Annotated in this window: 18 protein-coding genes, 1 tRNA gene and 1 pseudogene; 6 read left to right on the forward strand and 14 right to left on the reverse strand. The window is 53.0% G+C overall.

Going from position 1 to position 22,778, the window contains the following annotated elements:
- Positions 1-5: 5 nt before the first annotated feature.
- On the reverse strand, positions 6-2,012 hold the full coding sequence (gene hmsP / locus B9P82_RS12735) for a biofilm formation regulator HmsP (RefSeq protein WP_032931922.1): 2,007 nt from the start codon (positions 2,010-2,012) through the stop codon (positions 6-8).
- A gap of 226 nt (positions 2,013-2,238) precedes the next feature.
- The gene (locus B9P82_RS28255) at positions 2,239-2,346 is read right to left on the reverse strand and encodes a type I toxin-antitoxin system toxin Ldr family protein (protein ID WP_016154898.1); all 108 of its coding nucleotides are present in this window, start codon (positions 2,344-2,346) and stop codon (positions 2,239-2,241) included.
- A gap of 425 nt (positions 2,347-2,771) precedes the next feature.
- Between B9P82_RS28255 and megL the strand changes: the two are divergent.
- Together megL and B9P82_RS12750 are read left to right on the forward strand one after the other, a co-directional pair.
- Positions 2,772-3,967: pseudogene (gene megL, locus B9P82_RS12745) on the forward strand (methionine gamma-lyase).
- Positions 3,968-4,084: 117 nt separating this feature from the next.
- The gene (locus B9P82_RS12750; RefSeq protein WP_047501356.1) at positions 4,085-5,383 is read left to right on the forward strand and encodes an SLC5/6 family protein; all 1,299 of its coding nucleotides are present in this window, start codon (positions 4,085-4,087) and stop codon (positions 5,381-5,383) included.
- Positions 5,384-5,416: 33 nt separating this feature from the next.
- Here the strand turns inward: B9P82_RS12750 and B9P82_RS12755 are convergent, their stop codons facing one another.
- The 11 genes from B9P82_RS12755 to B9P82_RS12805 all read right to left on the reverse strand — a co-directional run bounded on the left by B9P82_RS12755 (position 5,417) and on the right by B9P82_RS12805 (position 17,358).
- Positions 5,417-6,619 (reverse strand): sigma-54 interaction domain-containing protein, encoded by a 1,203-nt coding sequence (locus B9P82_RS12755; RefSeq protein WP_016154900.1) that lies wholly within the window; start codon positions 6,617-6,619, stop codon positions 5,417-5,419.
- Between the two features lie 176 nt (positions 6,620-6,795).
- Positions 6,796-7,800, reverse strand: a complete 1,005-nt coding sequence (gene dppF / locus B9P82_RS12760; RefSeq protein ID WP_003827418.1) for a dipeptide ABC transporter ATP-binding subunit DppF — start codon at positions 7,798-7,800, stop codon at positions 6,796-6,798.
- Positions 7,797-8,780 (reverse strand): dipeptide ABC transporter ATP-binding protein, encoded by a 984-nt coding sequence (gene dppD / locus B9P82_RS12765; RefSeq protein WP_101700424.1) that lies wholly within the window; start codon positions 8,778-8,780, stop codon positions 7,797-7,799. Before dppD ends, dppF begins: the two co-directional genes overlap by 4 nt.
- 10 nt (positions 8,781-8,790) lie before the next feature.
- Positions 8,791-9,693 carry a dipeptide ABC transporter permease DppC gene (gene dppC, locus B9P82_RS12770; protein ID WP_016154902.1) on the reverse strand — a complete coding sequence of 301 codons (903 nt, stop codon included), beginning with the start codon at positions 9,691-9,693 and terminating at the stop codon, positions 8,791-8,793.
- 9 nt (positions 9,694-9,702) lie between these two features.
- Positions 9,703-10,722 (reverse strand): dipeptide ABC transporter permease DppB, encoded by a 1,020-nt coding sequence (gene dppB, locus B9P82_RS12775; RefSeq protein ID WP_016154903.1) that lies wholly within the window; start codon positions 10,720-10,722, stop codon positions 9,703-9,705.
- Positions 10,723-10,883: 161 nt separating this feature from the next.
- On the reverse strand, positions 10,884-12,491 hold the full coding sequence (gene dppA / locus B9P82_RS12780; protein WP_016154904.1) for a dipeptide ABC transporter periplasmic-binding protein DppA: 1,608 nt from the start codon (positions 12,489-12,491) through the stop codon (positions 10,884-10,886).
- Positions 12,406-12,642 carry a hypothetical protein gene (locus B9P82_RS28470; RefSeq protein ID WP_137398959.1) on the reverse strand — a complete coding sequence of 79 codons (237 nt, stop codon included), beginning with the start codon at positions 12,640-12,642 and terminating at the stop codon, positions 12,406-12,408. The genes dppA and B9P82_RS28470 overlap by 86 nt, the downstream gene beginning before the upstream one ends.
- A 487-nt stretch (positions 12,643-13,129) precedes the next feature.
- Positions 13,130-13,206 (reverse strand) — tRNA-Pro (locus B9P82_RS12790).
- A 91-nt stretch (positions 13,207-13,297) separates the two neighbouring features.
- On the reverse strand, positions 13,298-14,992 hold the full coding sequence (gene eptB / locus B9P82_RS12795; protein WP_047358204.1) for a kdo(2)-lipid A phosphoethanolamine 7''-transferase: 1,695 nt from the start codon (positions 14,990-14,992) through the stop codon (positions 13,298-13,300).
- A 210-nt stretch (positions 14,993-15,202) separates the two neighbouring features.
- Complete coding sequence (locus B9P82_RS12800) at positions 15,203-16,405, reverse strand: L-lactate MFS transporter (RefSeq protein ID WP_016154906.1); 1,203 nt, start codon at positions 16,403-16,405, stop codon at positions 15,203-15,205.
- Between the two features lie 251 nt (positions 16,406-16,656).
- Positions 16,657-17,358, reverse strand: a complete 702-nt coding sequence (locus B9P82_RS12805; protein WP_016154907.1) for an autotransporter outer membrane beta-barrel domain-containing protein — start codon at positions 17,356-17,358, stop codon at positions 16,657-16,659.
- Between the two features lie 159 nt (positions 17,359-17,517).
- Here B9P82_RS12805 and tag point away from each other — a divergent pair, with 159 nt between their 5' ends.
- Positions 17,518-18,087, forward strand: coding sequence for a DNA-3-methyladenine glycosylase I (gene tag / locus B9P82_RS12810; RefSeq protein WP_047358205.1), 570 nt, complete (start codon positions 17,518-17,520; stop codon positions 18,085-18,087).
- Positions 18,077-18,517, forward strand: coding sequence for an N-acetyltransferase (locus B9P82_RS12815; RefSeq protein ID WP_016157718.1), 441 nt, complete (start codon positions 18,077-18,079; stop codon positions 18,515-18,517). The genes tag and B9P82_RS12815 overlap by 11 nt, the downstream gene beginning before the upstream one ends.
- Here the strand turns inward: B9P82_RS12815 and B9P82_RS12820 are convergent.
- A complete protein-coding gene (locus B9P82_RS12820; protein ID WP_101700425.1) occupies positions 18,486-20,819 on the reverse strand; it encodes a molybdopterin guanine dinucleotide-containing S/N-oxide reductase in 2,334 nt (777 codons plus the stop codon). The genes B9P82_RS12815 and B9P82_RS12820 overlap by 32 nt on opposite strands.
- A gap of 159 nt (positions 20,820-20,978) precedes the next feature.
- Here B9P82_RS12820 and B9P82_RS12825 point away from each other — a divergent pair, with 159 nt between their 5' ends.
- Positions 20,979-21,641, forward strand: coding sequence for an OmpA family lipoprotein (locus tag B9P82_RS12825; RefSeq protein ID WP_016157720.1), 663 nt, complete (start codon positions 20,979-20,981; stop codon positions 21,639-21,641).
- 101 nt (positions 21,642-21,742) lie between these two features.
- Positions 21,743-22,759, forward strand: a complete 1,017-nt coding sequence (locus B9P82_RS12830; protein WP_005133828.1) for a LacI family DNA-binding transcriptional regulator — start codon at positions 21,743-21,745, stop codon at positions 22,757-22,759.
- Positions 22,760-22,778 lie beyond the last annotated feature (19 nt).

Consider the following 22,778-nt stretch of genomic DNA (forward strand, 5'->3'; position numbering starts at 1 on the left):
CTTTTTTAACTTTTGTAATCAGCGTTTTTCGGCGTCAGATAACGTTCTTCGAAGATATTCGCCGGAACCGGCCGGGCAAACAGGAACCCTTGTGCCACTTCTACCCCCGCTTGTGATAACCATTCGCGTTGCGCTTCGGTTTCGACGCCCTCAGCGATCATCTGCAAATTGAGGCTATGCGCCAACTGAATGATGGCGGAGATCATGCTGCAATCTTCAGGGACGCCATCGACAAACATCTTATCGATTTTGAGTACATCCACCGGGAGCGACTTCATGTGCTGCAGTTGTCGCAGACCCGCATACCCCATACCAAAATCGTCCAGCGCGATACGCACGCCCGCGTTGCGCAGCGGGCGTAAAATAGCCACAGCGGCGTTAGGATCATCAATATGCCGGCTTTCGGTCACTTCCAGAATCAACGTCCCAGGCTTGATGCGATAGCGGTTTAGCAATTCCAGCAGATCCGACACCATACTCGGGTGCATCAGCTGCAGCGCAGACAGGTTCACCGAGAGCGGCAACATCAGGCCGCGTTCCTGCCAGGCTGACAGCTGGCGGCATGTCTCCTCCAGCACCCAGTAACCGACCGTCACCATCAGGCCACAGGACTCAATCCTGTCGATTAACCCTTCTGGCAGCTCCCAGCTTCCGTCTGGCTGCTGCATTCGCAATAATGCTTCTGCGCTCAATACCTTACCGCTGGACATCTCCACCTGCGGCTGCATCCAGAGCGCAAACTGATGGTTATCCAGCGCGGTAAGAATATCGTTCTCTTCCGTCAAACGCTGTTGCGCCTCTTCCATCTGCAACGGGTCAAAGAACTGAATCCGGTTTTTACCCTTGTGACGCGACGTTAACACGGCTGAGAGTGCGCGGTGGTAAAGCTGTTCTGCGGTCAAATCGCCATTAAACATCGCCACCCCAATGTTGCAGGTTGGACGGAGTTGAATGCCCTGAATCGGTAATCGCTCGTTAACGATAGTGAGTACTTGCTGACCTAGCGTAATAGCGTGCCAGGGTTCTTTTACACCATGTGCGATGATGGCAAAGTCATAGCCGCTCACCTGGGTAAGCACCATTCTGGGGGCCAATACTGACTTCAGCTTTTCAACCAGCGTAAGCAGCAGGATTTCCCGCTGGGTCTCGGATAACACACCCGCGGTATCACGCAGGGTTTCGCAGGTGACAATCATCAACGCCGTTGTCTGCTGGCGGTTCACAACCTGCTCCAGCAGCGCCATCAGAAACGACTTGTTGGGCAGCTCAGAAACCGGGAATCGCATTGAATGGTCGCTTTGCTCTTCACTGCGGCGCTGAATCAGTTGCTGATTGAGGTTATAGCTACGCACCAGCAGGCCAATCTCGTCGTCCTGATGCAGACGCGGCAATGCCAGCTGATAGCCAATCAGATCCTGCTGGGGAATGTCGTTCAGCTCACGCGCTATTTTACGTAATGGATGCAAAATCAATCTGTTAATACACCATGAGATGGCTACCGTGAGTATTAACGAGAGAAGTAAGTAAATGGTCACTAACGTTGAGAGCGTACTCATCACGAACTTGTACATACGGTACGAATCCGCCTGCAGCACCAGATACGCCAGCGGTTGCGGATTCGCTGAACGCTCAAGAGAATAGACCGGCAGCGAAATTTGTACCGGAAGTTCAAACAGGCGAGTCACCGTAACCGGAACCGGGCGTTCAGGAATAAAGCTCATCCGCAGCGCCTGAAACTGATTGGGAAGCACCACATCGGCGCGGCTGACCACGCCTGCTGGTCGAATACTTCTTAAAATAGCTTCTGCTTCGGGAATATCCCCTTTCAGGATCGTGCCCGACAGAGGCTCACGGACGGAGCGAGCGATACTTTCCAGTTGCGTAGCCGTGTTGTAGCGATTCTGCTGGACCAGATGGAACAACAAAACGGTGCAAAAAATAAACACAAACACCATGACAACGGCCGCAACCATTGCCATCTGCTTAATTGTTAACGAGCGACTGACACGCAAACTGACTCTCCACGGATAGACGAAACTGCCGTCAGAGTATACCCGATCGTAGCGGTATTAAGAGAGGCGGTATCTGAAAACTTCCCAGCATGCATTATCCCGACAGGATAGGCACCTGGCGACGAGATTTATCTGCATTTAAGCCGAAAAAGGCCGCAAAGTTACCCCCTGCGGCCTGGTTCGGGCGCATGTTGCCATCACGGCAGACAGACGCCCGCAAGGTGCATTACTTCCTGTTACGCAGCCAGCTCACAATCAGGCTGGCAATAATGCCAGCGATGATCGGAGCCGCTAAATCGTGCCAGAAGGCCACGCCTAACTGTGCGAGCGTCATATAGCCGCCTGTGTTGCAATGGCAACTGTTCACGGCTATTCTTGAGTTGTTCAGGTTCAAGTTAGCCCCCGTTTTGTTGCCAGGTTTATACCGAACAACGTGCGGGGGTTTTCTCTTTCCAGCAACCGATGCCGCCGGGGATCAAGCCCCCGCAACATTGCGCCTCACCGGGAATTCCCGGCTTGCCGCTGATTCTACGGTAGCCTACTTGCCATATCACTGCGCAATATACGGCTCTGCGTAGCGCCTCGCATTTCACCTGTTTTCTCACCATTACGCTGGAAAGATTCTTGCCAGTTGGCAACATTCCTGCCGCTCTTCAATACAGAAAAAGACATATCTCATTGATATCTATACCTTCATTTTCTGGCACAGCGATTGCTATTTGACTGTGAGCTGTTCTGTTCCGAATCAAAGGAGATATCATGTCTGACTGTCGTACTTACGGATTCAACACCCAGATCGTTCACGCGGGGCAACAACCCGACCCTTCTACTGGCGCGCTCAGTACGCCTATTTTCCAGACTTCAACGTTTGTTTTTGACAGCGCCGAACAAGGTGCCGCCCGCTTTGCGCTCGAGGAGTCCGGGTACATTTACACCCGTTTGGGTAACCCCACCACCGATGCGCTGGAGAAAAAGCTGGCGGTACTGGAAAGAGGTGAAGCCGGGCTGGCAACCGCATCCGGTATTTCTGCCATCACCACCACGCTGCTGACGTTGTGCCAGCAGGGCGACCATATCGTTTCCGCCAGCGCGATTTACGGCTGCACCCACGCGTTTTTGTCGCACAGCATGCCGAAGTTTGGGATTAACGTCAGCTTCGTCGATGCGGCAAAGCCTGAAGAAATCCGCGCCGCCATGCGCCCGGAAACCAAAGTAGTGTATATCGAAACGCCCGCTAACCCGACGCTGTCGCTGGTCGACATTGAAACAGTAGCCGGTATCGCCCATCAACAAGGCGCATTGCTGGTGGTGGATAACACCTTTATGTCACCGTACTGCCAGCAGCCTTTACAGCTAGGCGCGGATATTGTGGTACACAGCGTCACTAAATATATCAACGGTCACGGAGACGTGATTGGCGGCATCATTGTTGGTAAGCAGGAGTTTATTGACCAGGCGCGGTTTGTTGGTCTGAAAGATATCACCGGCGGCTGCATGAGCCCTTTCAACGCGTGGCTGACGCTACGCGGCGTTAAAACACTGGGTATACGTATGGAACGCCACTGTGAAAACGCATTGAAAATCGCCCGCTTCCTCGAGGGGCATCCATCCATTACCCGCGTTTATTATCCTGGCTTGTCTTCACACCCGCAGTATGAGCTGGGCCAGCGACAGATGAGCCTGCCAGGAGGAATTATCAGCTCGAAATCGCTGGCGGCCTCGAGGCTGGCAGACGGATGATCAATTCTGTAGAATTGTGCCTCCTCGCGGTCAGTCTCGGTGATACCGAAACCCTCATTCAGCACCCAGCGTCTATGACACATTCGCCCGTTGCGCCAGAGGAACGGCTTAAAGCAGGTATTACCGACGGGCTTATCCGTCTTTCTGTAGGTCTTGAAGATCCAGAAGATATTATTAACGACCTTGAACACGCCATCAGAAAGGCAACATTCTGACCATTATGACCTGAACCGACGCCGATCGGTTCAGGTTGTTGAGAATCAAGGCACAACAGTCTGGTAATACGCGCAATCCTGTTTCGGGGAGTGCGCGTATTTTGGGCAGGGGGTTCTATGCAGGACGACACATTACAACTAAGCAACAATACAGCAACCACCGTACCATTCTCAAAGAAAATACCGTTTACGAAATACGACTTTGGCTGGGTATTACTGTGTATCGGTATGGCAATTGGTGCTGGAACGGTACTGATGCCGGTACAAATAGGCTTAACAGGCATTTGGGTATTTATCGTCGCCTTTATTATTGCCTATCCAGCAACCTATATTGTGCAGGATATTTATTTAAAAACATTATCAGAAAGTGAAACTTGTAATGACTATACCGATATTATCAGTCATTACCTGGGAAAAAACTGGGGTGTATTTCTTGGCGTCATCTATTTTTTGATGATTATTCACGGCATATTTATCTATTCCTTATCCGTGGTTTTTGACAGTGCCTCATATATCAAAACCTTCGGTTTAACCGATGCCGATCTTTCACAATCGATAATCTATAAAGTGGCCATTTTTGCCGTGCTGGTGGCCATTGCTTCCGGAGGAGAAAAGCTGCTGTTTAAAATCTCCGGCCCGATGGTGGTAGTCAAAGTGGGGATCATCATCGTGTTTGGTTTTGCGATGGTTCCGCACTGGAACTTCGCTAATATCAGCGCATTCCCTGAAGCATCGGTCTTTTTTCGCGACGTGCTGCTGACCATCCCGTTCTGCTTCTTCTCGGCGGTGTTTATTCAGGTGTTGAACCCAATGAACATCGCCTACCGCAAGCGGGTAGCGGACCGGGTTCTCGCCACCCGCATGGCAATACGCACACATCGCATCAGTTACATTACGCTGATTGCGGTCATTCTGTTTTTCTCATTCTCTTTTACCTTTTCTATTAGTCATGAAGAGGCCGTTTCGGCCTTCGAACAAAATATTTCCGCACTGGCGCTGGCAGCGCAAGTCATTCCTGGGCAAATTATTCATATCACCTCAACGGTGCTAAATATCTTCGCCGTATTAACCGCATTCTTTGGTATTTATCTGGGGTTCCACGAGGCGATTAAGGGTATTATTCTTAATGTTCTGAGCCGCGTTATTGATGTGGAGAAAATTAATCCCCTGGTGCTTACGCTGGGTATTTGCACCTTTATTGTTATCACCCTGGTGATCTGGGTGTCATTTCGTGTATCGGTACTGGTGTTCTTCCAGTTGGGCAGCCCACTTTACGGGATTGTGTCCTGTATTATTCCGTTTTTCCTGATCTATAAAGTAACGCAACTGGAAAAACTACGCGGGCTGAAAACCTGGCTAATCCTGTTGTACGGGATCCTGCTGTGCCTGTCGCCATTATTGAAGCTGATTGACTAATCCGTTTACAGCGCCGTCAGTCACTGACGGCGCTTAACTCACACTCTCCAGTTGATAGCTGCGAATTTTATTCAGTACCGTGGTATGTGACACCCCCAGCGCTTTAGCGATATGCCGCGACGACACATTCTCTTCCACCATCTGTTCAATAAGCTGGCGTTCAGCACACAAAACCTGTTCTTTAAAAGGACGCTCTGTCGGCGTCAGCTCAACAGCAGGCAAATTCACCATCCCTAATTCTTCCCGCGTAATGACATCGGATTCCGCCATCAGCATCAGGCGAATGATGGTATTTTCCAGTTCGCGAACGTTTCCCGGCCAGGTGTGATGATGCAGGGCATCAAAGCAGGCTTTATCCAGAATGATCCGTCGCTGGAATTCCTTCGCGTATTTCTGCACAAAGTGGCGAATCAATAGGCTGATATCCTGCGGGCGCTCCCGCAGGGGCGGAATGGTCAGTGAAAGTACATTGATGCGGTAATAGAGATCGGCGCGCAGCAGACGTTGTTCCACCATCTCTTCCAGATTGGCGTTGGTTGCCACAATAATGCGCACATTGACCGGAATAATTTGCGCCCCGCCAACGCGACGGATCCCGCCATCCTGAAGTACGCGCAGTAATTTAGCCTGTAAGCTCAGCGACATTTCACCAAATTCATCGAGAAAAAGGGTGCCTTTATCGGCCATTTCAAACAGCCCTTTTTTGCCTTTACAATCTGCACCGCTAAAAGCCCCTTTCTCATAGCCAAAGAATTCACTCTCCATCAACGACTCAGGTAGCGCAGAGCAGTTGACCGGAATAAACGGATAAAAACGTCGCTGCCCGGAATTATGGATAGCCCGGGCAAGCAGTTCTTTGCCAGTACCCGTATCGCCGCGGATCAAAACGGTATATTTGCTGTCGGCAATTTTTATCGCCTTTTCGATAAGCGAGTGCATGCTCTGGCTGCTACAAATAATGTCAGAGAAATAGCGCGGGCGTTCCGGCTCAGGCGTTGACAGTTCGCTTATCTCTTCACACAGGTAAGCGACGTTAATAATATCGGCGCGCCGGCCTAAACAGGATTGCACGCAGGAAATATCCTGTAACTGACGGCACCAGGATTTAATCAGGATCCGTCCAGGCGTGACTTTCATAGAGATGATATTGATATCGCAGCAGGAAAATTCCTTCAGGACATCCTCAACCATCGACAGACGATCAATTGTTTTAATATCCCAGCGTATCGTGACCACATTTGCTCCTGACAGTTAGCAACTGCGAAATAGATATTTCTGTGACGAGAGGAAATCTGACTACATTTTAGACGCTGTGGAATAATGTTCTGCCAGAGGACTCACATTGTGGACGTAAAAACAAAATATAAAAAAACCGGAGCACAAGGCTCCGGTTATCAGGTCATAACCCACGTTTATTGCTGTGGATTTTCATCCTGGTCAACAGCGAAACAGGCCACGAGTTGTCCACCGTAATCCTTCAACTGCGGCTGAAGCTGGGTACACGGACCAAAACGCCGACGGCAGCGGGCATTGAACGCACAGCCCGGCGGTGGATTCAGCGGGCTTGGCAGCTCACCGGTCAGCTTGATACGCTCGCGGCGATCGTCCGGGTTCAGGCGTGGCGTCGCGGAGAGCAGCGCCTGCGTATACGGATGACGCGGATTATTGAAGATCTGATCCTTCGTTCCTTTTTCCACGCAACGGCCTAAATACATCACCATCACCTCATCGGCAATGTGCTCTACCACCGACAGGTCATGCGAGATAAAGACGTATGACAGCCCCAGTTCCTGCTGCAAGTCCATCATCAGGTTCAGCACCTGCGCACGAACAGAAACGTCCAGCGCCGAGACCGGTTCGTCGGCAATCACCACGTCTGGATCAAGCATCAGCCCGCGAGCGATGGCAATACGCTGACGCTGACCGCCGGAGAACATGTGCGGATAGCGGTCGTAGTGCTCGGTTTTCAGCCCCACTTTCGCCATCATCGCCAGCGCTTTTTCACGACGCTCCTCTTTGCTTAGCGTGGAGTTGATCAGCAGCGGTTCTTCCAGAATCTGCCCTACTTTCTTGCGCGGGTTCAGGGAACCGTAAGGGTTCTGGAACACAATCTGGATTTTCTGCCGGCGCAGCTTCTGCGCCTGCGGGTCGTGCTTAAGCAGATCCTGCCCCTGGTAATACAGCTCGCCGCCGGTCGGGACTTCAATCATCGTCAGCAGGCGACCAAGGGTGGATTTCCCACAGCCCGACTCGCCTACCACCGCCAGCGTTTTGCCGCGTTCCAGCGTAAAGGAGACGCCGTCCAGCGCTTTCACCAGGCGTTCCGGGGCGAACATCCCCTTCTTCACCGGGTAGTGTTTTTTCAGGTCAATTGCCTGCAACAGCGGCTGTGGCAAAGCGGCCTTTTGCGTACTCATAGCCCAGGCCTCCCGGCATCATCAAGTGGGTAATGGCATTTCGACTGACGACCGCCTTCCAGCAGGTTCAGTTCAGGTTCTTCAGCGCGGCATTTGTCAGTCGCATAGGGGCAGCGCGGGTTCAGTAAACAACCGGTCGGGCGGTCATATTTACCAGGCACCACGCCCGGCAACGAAGCCAAACGCGCTTTATCCTGAGCGAACTCCGGCAACGCGCGCAGCAACGCCTGGGTATACGGATGACGCGGCGCGCGGAAAATATCCTGCGCGGCCCCGGTTTCCACTACCTGCCCGGCGTACATCACAATGATCTTGTGCGCCGCTTCGGCCACCAGCGCCAGGTCGTGCGTGATTAAGACCAGCGCCATGTTCTCTTTTTGCTGCAATTCCAGCAGTAGCTCGATGATCTGCGCCTGAATGGTCACATCCAGCGCCGTTGTCGGTTCGTCGGCAATCAACAGCTTTGGACGACAGGCAATCGCCATCGCGATCATCACGCGCTGGCTCATCCCACCAGACAACTGGTGCGGATAGACATCCAGACGCGAGGCCGGATCGGGGATCCCCACCAGCGTCAACAGGTCAATCGCCCGCTGAATACGCGTTTTTTTGTTGCCGCCCTGGTGCACCTTAATGGCTTCCATAATCTGGTAGCCGACGGTGTAGCACGGGTTAAGGCTGGTCATCGGGTCCTGGAAGATCATCGCCACTTCCGCGCCCACTAACTGGCGACGCTCTTTCTCAGAGATGCGCTTCAGGTCACGACCATTAAACTCCAGATTTTCGGCCATAACGCGGCCTGGGTAGTCAATCAATCCCATGATCGCCAGCGAGCTGACGGACTTACCAGAGCCGGACTCCCCTACAATGCCAACCACTTCCCCTTGGTTCACGCTGTAACTAATGCGGTCTACGGCACGGAATTCGGAACCCATATCGCCGAAGTGCACCGATAATTTATCTACATTTAATAACGCCATCTCGAACCTCTTACTGCTTCAGTTTGGGATCGAGCGCGTCACGCAGACCGTCACCCATCAGGTTAAATGCCAGCACCGTCAGCAGGATTGCCAGCCCCGGGAAGGTCACGACCCACCAGGCGCTTTGGGCAAATTGCAACACGTCAGAGAGCATGGTGCCCCATTCCGGCGTAGGCGGCTGTGCGCCCATCCCCAGGAAGCCGAGGGCAGCCATATCGAGAATGGCGTTAGAGAAGCCAAGCGACGCCTGAACAATCAGCGGCGCAAGACAGTTAGGAAGAATATTGACGAACATCTGGCGCATCGCACCGGCTCCGGCCACGCGGGATGCGGTAACGTAGTCGCGGTTAACCTCCACCAGGACGGCGGCGCGCGTCAGACGCACATAGTGCGGCAATGCCACGAACGTCAGCGCCAGCGCGGCGTTGCCAATCGAGGGCCCAAATACCGCCACCAGCACCAGCGCCAGTAACAGGCTCGGCAGTGCCAGCATGATGTCGACCACACGCATGATGACGTTATCGACAATCCCGCCAAAGTAACCGGCAATCAGCCCGAGAATCACGCCCATCAGCAGGGAGAGCACCACCACCAGACAGCCGACCAACAGAGACAGACGCGCACCGTACATCAGGCGGGACAGCACATCGCGGCCCACATCATCAGTACCAAACAGATGCGCCATGGTACCGCCTTCCTGCCACGCAGGAGGAGCCAGCAGCGTATCGCGGAACTGCTCTGCCGGGTTGTACGGCGCGAGGACGTTGGCAAAGACCGCAATCAGGATCATCACGACAACGTACACCAGCCCAACAACCGCACCTTTGTTGCGTTTAAAATAGTGCCAGAACTCCTGCAGCGGGGTCATGGGCACCGGTGCAGCAATAACTTTATTTTCAGTAACCTGTGACATGATGGCCCCTTACTTCCTATGCCGAATACGCGGGTTCACCACGCCGTACAGCAGGTCTACCAGCAGGTTGACGAGGATAATCATCGTCGCGACCAGCAGTACCCCGCCCTGTACCACTGGATAATCACGGCGTTGTAGCGCATCGATCAACCAGCGTCCCAGTCCCGGCCACGAGAAAATAGTCTCGGTCAGGATCGCCCCAGCCAATAACGTACCGACCTGCAGGCCGATAACGGTCACAACGGGCAGCATCGCGTTACGCAGAGCGTGAATGATGATGACGCGCATACGGGTCAGGCCTTTGGCGCGTGCGGTACGAATGTAATCTTCACCCAGTACTTCCAGCATTGATGAACGAGTCATACGCACAATTACCGCCAGAGGAATGGTGCCAAGCACCATTGCCGGCAGGATCATATGCGCCAGCGCATCGATAAAGTTGCCCTCTTCACCCCAAATGGCGGTGTCAATCAGCATGAAACCGGTCAGGGGATTGGAATCATCAAGGAACACCATGTCGCTCACCCGACCGGAAACCGGCGTCAGGTTCCACTGCACGGAAACCAGCATGATCAGCATCATGCCCCACCAGAAAATCGGCATGGAGTAACCCGTCAGCGCCAGGCCAACGGCAGTGTGATCGAAAATGGAGCCGCGCTTAACGGCGGCAAGTACACCCACCGGAATACCCACCGCAACGGCGAAAATCATCGCGCAGACGCCAAGTTCCAGCGTTGCTTTAAAGCGAGGAACGAACTCTTCCCACACCGGTAATCGGCTTTTCAGCGAGATACCTAAATCACCATGCATAACCCCCCAGATGTAATGGAGGTACTGCTGCCACATCGGTTTATCCAGACCGAGTTCAGCCAACAGTTGAGCATGACGCTCAGGGGAAATTCCACGCTCACCCGCCATGATCATTACCGGATCGCCGGGGATCATATGAACGAAAGCAAAGGTGAGAAGAGTGATACCGATAAACGTGGGGATGACGAGTCCCAAACGTCGGAGAATGAACTGCAACATAACCCGGATTCTCTCTAATGACGCACGGCCTGGAACCGTGAATCTGTATTGCTCACAAATCTTATCTCCCCCTCCAGCGAGAGGGAGATAAAGCATTACTGTCAGGTGGCGCTACGGTGACCCGACTTAACGGTCCGTAGCGCTGCCTGGCTTGCTTTTAATTATTCGACAGAGACGTTTTCGAAGTGATGTTTGCCTAATGGATCAACCACATAGCCTTTCACTTCTTTACGCACTGGTTCATACACGGTGGAGTGAGCAACAATCAGAGCCGGGGCCTGATCGTGCATAACAACCTGAGCTTGCTTGTACAGTTCAATACGTTTGTTGTGATCGTCGGTCGCACGCGCCGGCTGGATCAGATCTTCAAACGGCTTGTAGCACCAGCGAGAGTAGTTGGAACCGTCTTTCGCTGCCGCACAGCTGAACAGGGTGGCGAAGAAGTTGTCCGGATCCCCGTTGTCACCGGTCCAACCCATCATCACCGCCTGATGCTCACCCGCTTTGGCGCGTTTCAGATATTCGCCCCACTCGTAGGTCACAATCTTGGCCTGAACGCCAATTTTCGCCCAGTCAGCCTGAACCATTTCCGCCATACGGCGGGCGTTCGGGTTGTAAGGACGCTGTACCGGCATGGCCCACAGCTCAACGGTGAAGCCTTTATCCTGACCCGCTTCCTTCAGCAGCGCTTTAGCCTTTTCAGGATCGTAGGTGTAGTCTTTAACGTCGTCGTTATAGCCCCACATGGTCGGTGGGATCAGGTTTTTCGCGGCAACGCCAGCGCCCTGATATACCGCTTTAATGATGGCTTCTTTGTTCACCGCGTAGGTCAGCGCCTGACGGACTTTCACGTCATCAAACGGTTTCTTCTCGGTGTTGAAAGAGAGGTAGCCAACGTTCAGACCGGCCTGCTCCATCAGGTTAATGTTTTTATCCTGCTTCATGCGCGCGATATCTGCCGGGTTCGGGTACGGCATCACCTGGCACTCGTTCTTCTGCAGTTTGGCGTAACGCACGGAAGCGTCAGGCGTAATGGAGAAGACCAGACGGTCAATCTGTGGCTTGGTGCCCCAGTAACCTTCGAATGCTTTATACAGAATACGGGAGTCTTTCTGGTACTGCTGCAGCTGGAACGGACCGGTCCCAATTGGGTTCAGATCCACTTTCTCCGGGGAACCGGCTTTCAGCATGTTGTCTGCATATTCTTTGGAAAGAATAGAAGCGAAGTCCATCGCCAGGTCAGCCAGGAAAGGCGCTTCCGGGCGAGTCAGCACGAACTGAACGGTTTTATCGTCCACTTTTTTCACTTCGGAGATCAGATCTGGCAGACCCATCCCTTCGAAGTATTCATAGCTACCGCCAGAGACTTTGTGGTACGGGTTCTGGGCATTTTTCTGACGATCGAAAGAGAACACCACGTCATCGGCGTTTAAATCGCGCGTCGGTTTGAAATCTTTGTTGTCCTGCCACTTCACGCCCTGGCGCAGGTGGAAGGTATAGGTTTTACCGTCTTCGCTGATTTCCCACTTCTCAGCAAGGCCCGGGATCACTTCAGTTGTACCGGTTTTGAACTCGACCAGGCGGTTATAGATCGGTACGGAGCTGGCATCATAGGTCGTGCCAGAGGTGAAAAGCTGTGGGTTAAAGCCTTCAGGAGATCCTTCTGAACAATAAACCAGAGTTTTAGCCTGTACGCTTGCGGCGCAGGTCATAGCCACCAGGCTCAGACCAAGCTTCAGCATCCCTGACTTCTTCAAGGAAATACTCATTCTTCTGCTCCAAATGTGATGTTTGTTGTTTTACCCTTTGCAGTGGGTTTGCACCGCCTGGCCTTTTTTGTTTTTTACCCGGCCGGGTCGGCGTTAAGAGGATAGGGATTCCGTTCACATAAGCGACTGAGTTGCAGTGCGGATTCTCCATGAAATGCCCCTCATGCCCTACAATCTGTCAACAGAATGTGAAAACGTCAATACAGGTAACCGTGATTTACACCAACGGTGAGAATTCGCAAACAAAGATTAAAAAAAGTGCAGAAGGACATTTTCAGCAGGGAAATTTGTGCTACGCGCACTATGCCAGAATAAACATCTTCATATTTCGCAACATTTGGTGATTAACATTTATGCAAATTATTAAAACTTTCTAAATTAATGCTGCATATCTGAGCGATTAATGCCATGAACGCTAAAGCGCACAGCGGAAAATGCCAAGTTCAGCCATAAGTAGCGCAAAAAAAGTTTCAAGCAAATATAAAAAAAGGCAATGGAATATGTCACAGAATCGTTAACAGTCAGTGGGAAGTGGTGCACAATTTTTGCAGATAAAAGGAAGGTCAATTTTGGTCGGAGAGAGAGGATTACTCGCCACTAATGCAAAAAACCCTGCTCGTTGAGCAGGGTTTTGAATTTGGTCGGTGATAGAGGATTCGAACCTCCGACCCCTTCGTCCCGAACGAAGTGCGCTACCAGGCTGCGCCAATCACCGAATGCGGGGCGCATCTTACTGCTCAGCCGCGCCCCCGTCAATCCCTTAGTATCAAAATGCCATTTGATCGGCGAGAAAGTCAGCAGCCCAATTACTGAGCCGTAACCTTCTTCGCGTCCGGGATACGGCACCAGTTGTTATTCTCGTTAATACCGCCATTTGGCGAGGTGTAACCGAGGCAACCCAAGATAGTGTCGTACAGTTCCACATGACGACGCGGCACCTTCATATCAGCTTCTTGCTTCAGGTGTGCAAACGCCTTCGCATGGTCTGGGTCTTCCAGATATTTATCTGACATCCACACCAGCATAGGAACGCGGAACTGCTCTGGCGGAGCCATTTTACGCGGCGTACCGTGCAGGTGCTCACGCTCGTTAATCGACTCACCGTGATCGGCGGCGTAGAACACTATCGCTTTCTTATCCCGCAGTTGATCAAACACTTTGGTAATAAAGTGATCAACATAGGTTACCGAGTTATCAAAAGAGTTAATCATCTCGGCTTTCGAGCAACCGCTATCCACATTGACACACTCCGGCTTCCACTGCGCATAGTCGCGGGTGTAGCGCTGCGTGTAGTTAAAATGCGAACCTTTGGTATGCAGAATAATCAGACGTTTGCCATCATCGTCATTCGGTTGCAGAGACTGCTGCATTTCGGTAATCAACAGCATATCGTCAACGTTCTTGCCACGGTTACGCGGCTCTGCGCCAATCTGCTCTCGGTAAGCGATGTTCTCCGCCATGGTATTGCTGTAGAACCACATCTCGCTTTGCATCGCGTAGAGGTCTGTCTTGAACCCTAACTGACCGAGCACGGAAAAGACGTTTTGTTCTTTCAGGGTACGCTGCGGGTTTTCTTCCGCCCCACCTTCACGCACAAACATACAGCGCAGCGAAAGCTTGGTCGCTGTGTCACAGGAATATCCACGGAACGCGGCCAGGTTTTTCTCCTGGGCGAGCCTTGGCGTGGTATTTCGCTCATAGCCAAAAATCCCCATATGGTCCCAGCGGGTGGTTTCGCCGATAATAAAGACCACATAGGTGTCGTCGAGGTTCTTGGGCTCAACATAGGTAAATTTCTTCGCCGGGTTCATCAGCGATTTGTTGTCTGAGGATTCATCCACCTGTGCCCAGGCGTACAAACCCAGCGCAGAGAGCCAGTTTGACGGCAAATAAGAGTTCGCCACAACCCCGCCATAGCTGGGTAAATCGATACCAGTTTCTCGCTCCACGCTTCTCTGTTGCATGCTCAGCAGGCGAATTGGTACCCATACCATCAGGCCAGCTAACAAAACCACCGCTACGCTACGCCACCTCATGCCCGGTGTACGAATTTGTCTCATCAACGTGTAGCGGCAGCGGTTACTCCAAATCAGCACCAAGGGAATAATACTGACCGAAACCAGCCACACGATGAAATGCCAGCCGACGACTTCTTTCGATAAATCAATATCCGTGGTCATTACGGAGGCGATAATACCGTAACCAATTACCACGTTCAGGAAGGTCATATAATAACTGGCGCCGGCAGAACACAGCACCAAACAGGTTGCCAGGACACGCCAGGCGCGGCGGCCAAACAAAGAGAGAAGTCGTAGTAAAAAGAAGGTCACCAGCACAGTGCCGGCCAATTCAACAACCGCGGAAAGTCCTTTCCAGACGGTAAAATCGTGCGCATATCCGCTAAAACGACGGAAAAATACAGCACAGTTCATAAACAAACCGATATAGATTGCCAGCAAGAAACTGAGTTTCTGCTGCGTCATCGACTTAATGTATCTCATGCAAACAAACCCTGGAAATCGGGATAAAAAACCCTGAGCAGCGATCAATCAGACCTGACAGAGGAAAAATGCGACAACAGCAGAGGTGAAATGTCTACGGGCGCGGGTAAGTAGACCACAGGAGGGAGCAAAAGTGCTTATAGAGAATGAAAATGGCGCATAAATTTTTGTAAATATATGCGCCAGGTATTAATCATACTACTAATAGATTTAGGCGTGCGCCTCGGTATAGACGCTACGTTGTGGCTGACGAATAGTGGTAGAAAGCGCCAGCGAAATGATTAACAGCGCAAAGATGACGCAGAAGGTCACATAGAACCCGCCAAACAGCGAGGCGATAATGGAACCGCAAATGCTACCGATACCGAAGCCCAGGTAAATAACACCGTAGTTTTTAGCCAGGTTATTCAGACCGAAGAACTCGCTGACCAGTGACGGGAATACGGTGATGGTGCCGCCAAAGTTAAATGCGACACAGGCAATGGCCATAAAGAAGGTTACGTCATTCAGCGGCGCGAACAACAGTGCAGCCATACCGACCAGCGAAACGACCTGACCAATGGTGATCACGCGAATACGGGAGATTTTATCGGACAGAATCCCCAGCACCAGACGACCCGACAGGTTCGCGATAGAAATGACGGTAACCGCATTCGCCGCCGTCGCCACATCCATATGCGCCAGGCTTTGTGCGATATCTTTCGCCACGCCAATGACGTACAGACCGCTCATACACGCCGTCAGGAACATGACTGCCAGCATCCAGTACTGCGGTTTGCGCATGGACTGCGCCAGGGTGTAGTCGTTCTCAACTACGCCATTCTTCGCTTTCACTTCCTGATTCGGCGCATCTTTCATCAGCGTGGAGCCAAAGACGATCATCACCAGTACGATCGCGCCCCAAATCATGAAGGTTTTTTCCAGGCCCACGGTGCTCAGCAGTTGACTGTCGATAAATTTAAAACCGAGGCTGCCAAGGCCATAAGAACCGATGGCAAAGGCGGAAATCAGCCCTTTACGCTCAGGGAACCATTTTACGCAGTTGGAAAGCGTTAACAGGTAACCTGCACCATCCGCCAGACCAACCAGCACACCGGCGCTCAGCCACAGCATAATCAGGCTGTTGGAATGGGCGGTTAAGAAGAAACCGACGCCGAGTAAAATACCGGAGGCCATGGTGACGCGTTTCACGCCAAAACGTTCCTGCAGCTTGCCGGCAACGGAAGAGGAAATCGCCAGCCCGAGGCTCAGCAAGCCAAAAGAAAATGCCACCTGACTGACCGGCGCATCGAGCTTAGAAGAGAGCGCGCCATTAAACAGGCTCCAGGTATAAACAGAACCTAAAGCAAATTGGGTAATAATCGTGCCGATCAGTGTTAGCCAGCGAGTGCGCTGATAATCAGAAGTTTTCATGGCAGTCTTCCTGCATAAGCAAAATGGGAAATTCTCTGCCAACAACCATACCGAAGCGCTTTTATGGCCAGGAGAAAACGGCATGAAATGCCACCAGGACGGAATGAAATGCCTGGAATGCGGAATGAATGACGAGACAAAAAGTCGGGTTACTGAATTTTATCGTAAGAGTTAGTACACGCTATCGCTGAGGGGCGTGTGATTGTTGATCTCAATATGTAACAGAGATGTTTATATGATGATTGTTTGCGTTAAAATTTGGCACTCACTCCCATGGTGTACATATAGTCGCTGTTATTGGTGCTATTTTCCGCCTGCGAAAGCGCCGCGTAAGCCGCCATGTGCCGGTTCAACAGCATATCTGCGCCAACGGTAACATCCAGCCAGTTACCGTCTTGACCCGCCGCCGTCATGCGACTGAGGCCCGACTGCGCTTTCCAGATATTCTCGCCAAACTGCTGGTTATAGCTGATTTGCGCCCACGGTCGCACATCACCGAACTGAGAATTGACTCGCCAGCCTAACGTGCTGACGCTGGCATGCCACAGCGGATCGTTCTGCGTTACCGACGTCACGCTATCGCCAAATTCGTTGTAAGTAGACGTGGTCGAACCGTCATAATGCAGCGCGGCCACCGGACCAGTCATCACCTGCCTTGAAAGCGGAAAGTTCCAGCCCATACTCATGCCGCTGGTCGCATCCATAGGCGTTTCATCCGCCAGATTCACCACGGGACCCGCCACGTTTTGAGTGGAGCGAATACGTTCTTCCAGAATGTCGTTATAACGTGGTTGGTGATCGCTGTCCCATGTATAACGTTCAGCCGTATGCCCTGACATCGCATCAACGATATATTCTTGTTGCCAGCCATATGCTGTATTGATGAACAGCGCACAAACTACGACGCTCGCCAGAGTTAACCTTTGGCGACCACTACTGTTTCTTATAATCATCAACGCGACTCCAGAAAAGAGCCGAATTCGGCGATATTATTGTCATTGTGTGAAGGATATCGGGCCCATCAGGCCCTGTATTAAATATTGTCTTTTTAGCTGGCGCGTCAAGGCGGGCCGAATGAAATTTTTACGCCAGTAAAAACAGCGAGGAAGAATATGCAGCGTTGCGGATGGGTCAGCCAGGACCCACTTTACATTGCCTACCACGACAAGGAATGGGGCGTCCCCGAAACAGATGGCAACAAGCTGTTCGAAATGATCTGTCTGGAAGGCCAACAGGCCGGTTTATCGTGGATCACTGTGCTTAAGAAACGGGAAAATTATCGCCACGCCTTCCACCATTTTGACCCGGAAAAAGTGGCGGCCATGACCGAAGAGGATGTGGAAAGACTGGTACTGGATGCCGGCATTATTCGCCATAGAGGAAAAATTCAGGCCATTATCGGCAACGCTCGCGCCTTTCTGACCATGGCGCAAAACGGAGAATCGTTTAGCGAGTTCGTCTGGTCGTTTGTTGATAACCAACCGCAACTGACCCGCGCCGCCAACCTGAGCGATATTCCCACCTCTACACCTGCGTCAGATGCTCTGTCTAAAGCGTTAAAAAAACGCGGATTTAAGTTTGTCGGCACCACCATTTGTTACTCCTTTATGCAGGCATGCGGCCTGGTCAACGACCATGTCACCAGCTGTATCTGTTACCCGGGAGAACAACATGATTCGTGAATCAAAGGCTGACGATCTACCGTCGATTCTGGCGCTGTGGATGGAAAGCACGATCCATGCCCATCCGTTTATCGAAGAACGCTACTGGCGCGAAAGTGAATCCATCGTGCGGGATGTTTACCTGCCAGCCGCACAAACCTGGGTATGGGAAGAAGAAGGGGTGCTCAAAGGCTTTGCCAGCGTCATTGACGACCGCTTTCTCGGCGCGCTGTTCGTCGCGCCTGCCGCCATCAGAAGCGGGATCGGCAAAGCGCTGGTGCAGCATGTACAGCAGCGCTTTTCGTTACTCAGCCTCGAGGTCTACCAGAAGAATCAATCAGCGGTGAACTTCTACCATGCGCTGGGTTTTCGCATTGAAGATGGCGCATGGCAGGAAGAGACTCACCATCCCACGTGGATTATGGGCTGGCAGGCGGATCAAACGCCGTAAGCGTCAACGTTGGTCCGCTGTATTTTTCGAGCCACGCCAGCGCAGTGTTGCCCGCACAGCCATTCCCCAGCTTCGAGCTGGGGAGATCTTTGGTCAGCACGTTGACGGCGCCATTTTTACAAATACCGTTGGCGGCGAGATCCAAATCAGGCCAGGCGCCCTCATGAATACAGATGACACCGGGTTTAATTCCCGTCGTCACGACCGCTCCCGCCAGAACGTGCCCACGCTGGTTCCACACCCTGACCGTGTCGCCATCCGCAATACCGCGCGCTTTGGCATCCTGCGGATGAATCGTGACGGGCTCACGATCCGCTACCGCATACTGTTCGCGCAACGCGCTGTAATTTAGCTGACTGTGCAAACGGTGCGCCGGATGGGCGGAAAGCAGCTGTAACTGGCCCGGCTCGGCGTTACCGAACCACTCATCCGGCTCCAGCCACATCGGATGCCCCGCACAGTCCGCGTAACCGTAACTGGCAATCCTCGCGGAGTAGATTTCAATTTTACCGCTGTCCGTTTTCAGCGGATGCGCCTGTGGGTTGCGGCGAAAATCCGCGAAACGGATAAACTCCGCGCTGGCGGCGTTTTCTGGCATTTCGATCAGCGCATTCCGCTGCCAAAACTCGGTGAATGGCGGCAACGTCACCTGCTGGCTAGCCCCACGCTGCCCGGCAATGTTGTAAAAAGTCTCCAGCCATTCCAGCTCGCTTTTGCCTTCGGTAAATCGCTCATACCCGCCCTTCTCCCAGCGTTCACTCAGCTCGGCAAAGACATCAAAATCATTTCGCGCTTCATCCTGCGGCGATACAACCTGCTTCATCGGCACCAGATGCTGGTTGCTGTAATCGCCGGTCATGGTCAAATCATTACGCTCAAAAGACGTCGTCGCCGGCAGCACGATATCGGCATGCTTCGCTGCGGCTGTCCAGAAACACTCTGAGATAACCACCAGCTCCGGTTTTTGCCAGGCGCGAATCAGACGGTTGGTGTCCTGATGATGGGTGAAGTTAGCGCCGCCCGCCCACCACAGCATACGGATGTCCGGGAAATGGCGGTCCATACCGTTGTGCTGATAAAAACCACCCGGGTTCTCCAGCGCTTCAACAATTCGCGCCACCGGGATTTTATCCACCGCGTCGGTGCCGTTTTTAACGCTGCCCTGCATTGAAGCCAGCACCGCAGCGCGGCGCGTTGGGTTGCCGCCGTTGGCAAAATGGTACGACAGCCCAAAGCCGCCGCCAGGCGTCCCGATTTGCCCGAGCATGGCAGCCAGCGTGACAATCATCCAGTGTTTCTGCTCGCCATACTGCTGGCGTTGCATACCCCACCCCGCCATCAGCATGGTGGTGTTTTGGTGAAATATCGCCGCAAGTTCACGTATTTTCGCCGCCGGAACACCACAAATTTCAGCGGCCCATTCTGCCGTTTTTGCAACATCGTCAGATTTGCCCAGCAGATAGTCGGCAAAACGGTCATATCCGGTCGTACACCGAGCGAGAAAGTCCGCGTCGTGCCAGCCGTTTTCCACCAGCGTATGCGCGATACCCAGCATCAGCGCCACGTCGGTCCCCATATGCGGAGCGATCCATTCCATCTTCTCGCCAAAGAAATCGACGCTTTCCGATCGCATCGGATCGATACAGATCAACCGCTTCCCGCTGCCACGCAGTGCCTCAAAGTAAGCGAGGCCCTGCTCGTCGGAGGCGTTCCAGGCAATTTTCAGGGTATTCAGCGGATTGGCGCTCCATAACACCACCACTTCGCTGTTCTCCAGCACCACCGGCCAACTGGTCTGCTGCTGGTAAACTTCGTTACCGCCCACCACGTACGGCATGATGGCCTGCGCAGCACCCGTCGAGTAATCCCCCAGATGCCCGGTATAACCACCCGCCAGCGCCATATAACGCTGTAGCAGGGTCGCTGCTTTGTGTAACACGCCGTTGGAACGCCAGCCGTAGGAACCGGCAAAAATCGAGGCCGGGCCGTAGCTGTCACGGATGCGTTTATGCTGCGTATGGATAAGATTCAGCGCGTCGTCCCAACTGACACGAACAAATTCATCCTGCCCGCGCACACCCTGCGGATCCTCCGGCGAGGCGAGAAAGCCTTTACGCACCATGGGAAAACGTACCCGCGTTTTACTGTGTACCTGGTCGCGCACCACGGTTTGCAAAGAGTTGGGATGGGCGGTGGGCAGCACGCCGCGAGAGGAGAAAACCGTCTCGCCATCGGTTTCGACGAGAATAGGTCCCCAGTGGGCGGCGGTTAACACCGAGTAATGTGCGGGTGAATTAGCCAAGATGGCGCTCCTGAATGCGATGTGACGGCTTATTTATTATGCCGTTCAATGTTACTTACAAATTTCAGAGTCTTCCCTGGAATTTTCTTCATGTTCACACGTCATAATCAACCGCCACGGTCGCTGTGGCAAAGAAGAAAAAGTCATTAAGGAATTAAGATGAAGAAACGTGTTTTTGTTATTGCTGCCATCGTGAGCGGCGCCCTGGCGGTTTCTGGCTGCACAACAAACCCTTACACCGGAGAACGCGAAGCGGGTAAATCCGGCATTGGCGCGGGTATTGGCTCTCTGGTCGGCGCGGGTATTGGCGCACTCTCTTCCTCGAAGAAAGATCGCGGCAAAGGCGCTCTGATTGGTGCGGCGGCTGGCGCGGCCGTTGGCGGCGGTGTCGGCTATTACATGGACGTGCAGGAAGCAAAACTGCGCGACAAAATGCAGGGAACGGGCGTCAGCGTGACGCGCAGTGGCGATAACATCATCCTGAATATGCCAAATAACGTCACCTTCGACAGCAACAGCAGCAACCTGAAACCTGCGGGTGCCAACACCCTGACCGGCGTGGCAATGGTACTGAAAGAGTACAATAAAACCGCCGTCAACGTGCTCGGCTTCACCGACAGCACCGGCAGTCAGGATCTAAATATGCGCCTGTCGCAGCAGCGCGCGGACTCTGTGGCCAGCGCCTTAATCACTCAAGGCGTCGCCGCTAACCGTATCCGCACTCAGGGTATGGGCCCGGCAAACCCGATCGCCAGTAACAGCACGGCGGAAGGTAAAGCACAAAACCGCCGCGTAGAGATCACCTTAAGCCCGCTCCAGTAACGTTTTGTGCCGGATAATGGCAGCGTCTTATCCGGCATGAAGCACTTGCCATCGTTGATTTTCGCGTTAAGGTGTTGTCACCAAATTTAGGGAAATCAGCGATGAGCAAATCAACACGGGCAACCATCAGCGATGTGGCGAAAGCCGCAAAAACCGGCAAGACCAGCATTTCACGCTACCTCAACGGTGAAAAGCACCTGCTTTCCGACGCGCTACTGGCCCGCATTGAACAAGCCATTGCCGATCTCGACTACCGTCCCAGCCTGATGGCAAGAGGCCTGAAACACGGTCGTACCCGCCTGATTGGCCTGATCATCGCCGATATTACTAATCCCTACTCCGTCAACGTGTTAAGCGGTATTGAAGCCGCCTGTCGCGATAAGGGCTTTACCCCGCTGGTGTGTAACACCAACAACGAAGTGGATCAGGAGCTGCATTATCTCGACCTGCTGCGCAGCTACCAGGTCGAAGGGATTGTGGTCAACGCCGTTGGAATGCGCGAAGAGGGGCTGAACCGCCTGCAACAGTCTGCGCTGCCGATGGTTCTGATTGACCGTAAAATTCCCGATTTTGCCTGTGATATGGTCGGGCTGGATAACACCCAGGCGGCAACGGTTGCCACTGAACATCTGGTCGAGCAAGGTTTTGAAGCCATCCTGTTCCTCAGCGAACCGCTGGGCATGGTGAATACCCGCCGCGAACGCCTGAGCGCTTTTCGCGCCACGCTCGCACAGTACCCCGGCGTTATCGCGCAAAATGCCGAAGTCCCGCTAACGGACAATACGCAACTGGATGACACGCTGCGCCAGTTTCACCAGCAGCATCGGGGGATGCGCAAAGCCGTTATCTCTGCCAACGGCGCTCTCACGCTGCAGGTTGCCCGCGCCCTGAAGCGCATTGGCCTTAACTGGGGCAGCGATATCGGCCTGCTCGGTTTTGACGAACTGGAATGGGCGGAGCTGGCGGGCGTCGGTATCACAACGCTGAAACAACCCACATGGCAGATTGGCTACACCGCCGTTGAGCAGGTTGTACGCCGAATTGATGGCGGCTCTGCTGCCATTCAGGAACAGGTATTCTCCGGCGAGCTGATCGTGCGCGGCTCAACCGCCCGTTAAATTTCCTTCGTGATGGTGA

This window comes from Citrobacter sp. L55 (assembly GCF_002850715.1).
GTDB lineage: Bacteria > Pseudomonadota > Gammaproteobacteria > Enterobacterales > Enterobacteriaceae > Citrobacter > Citrobacter braakii.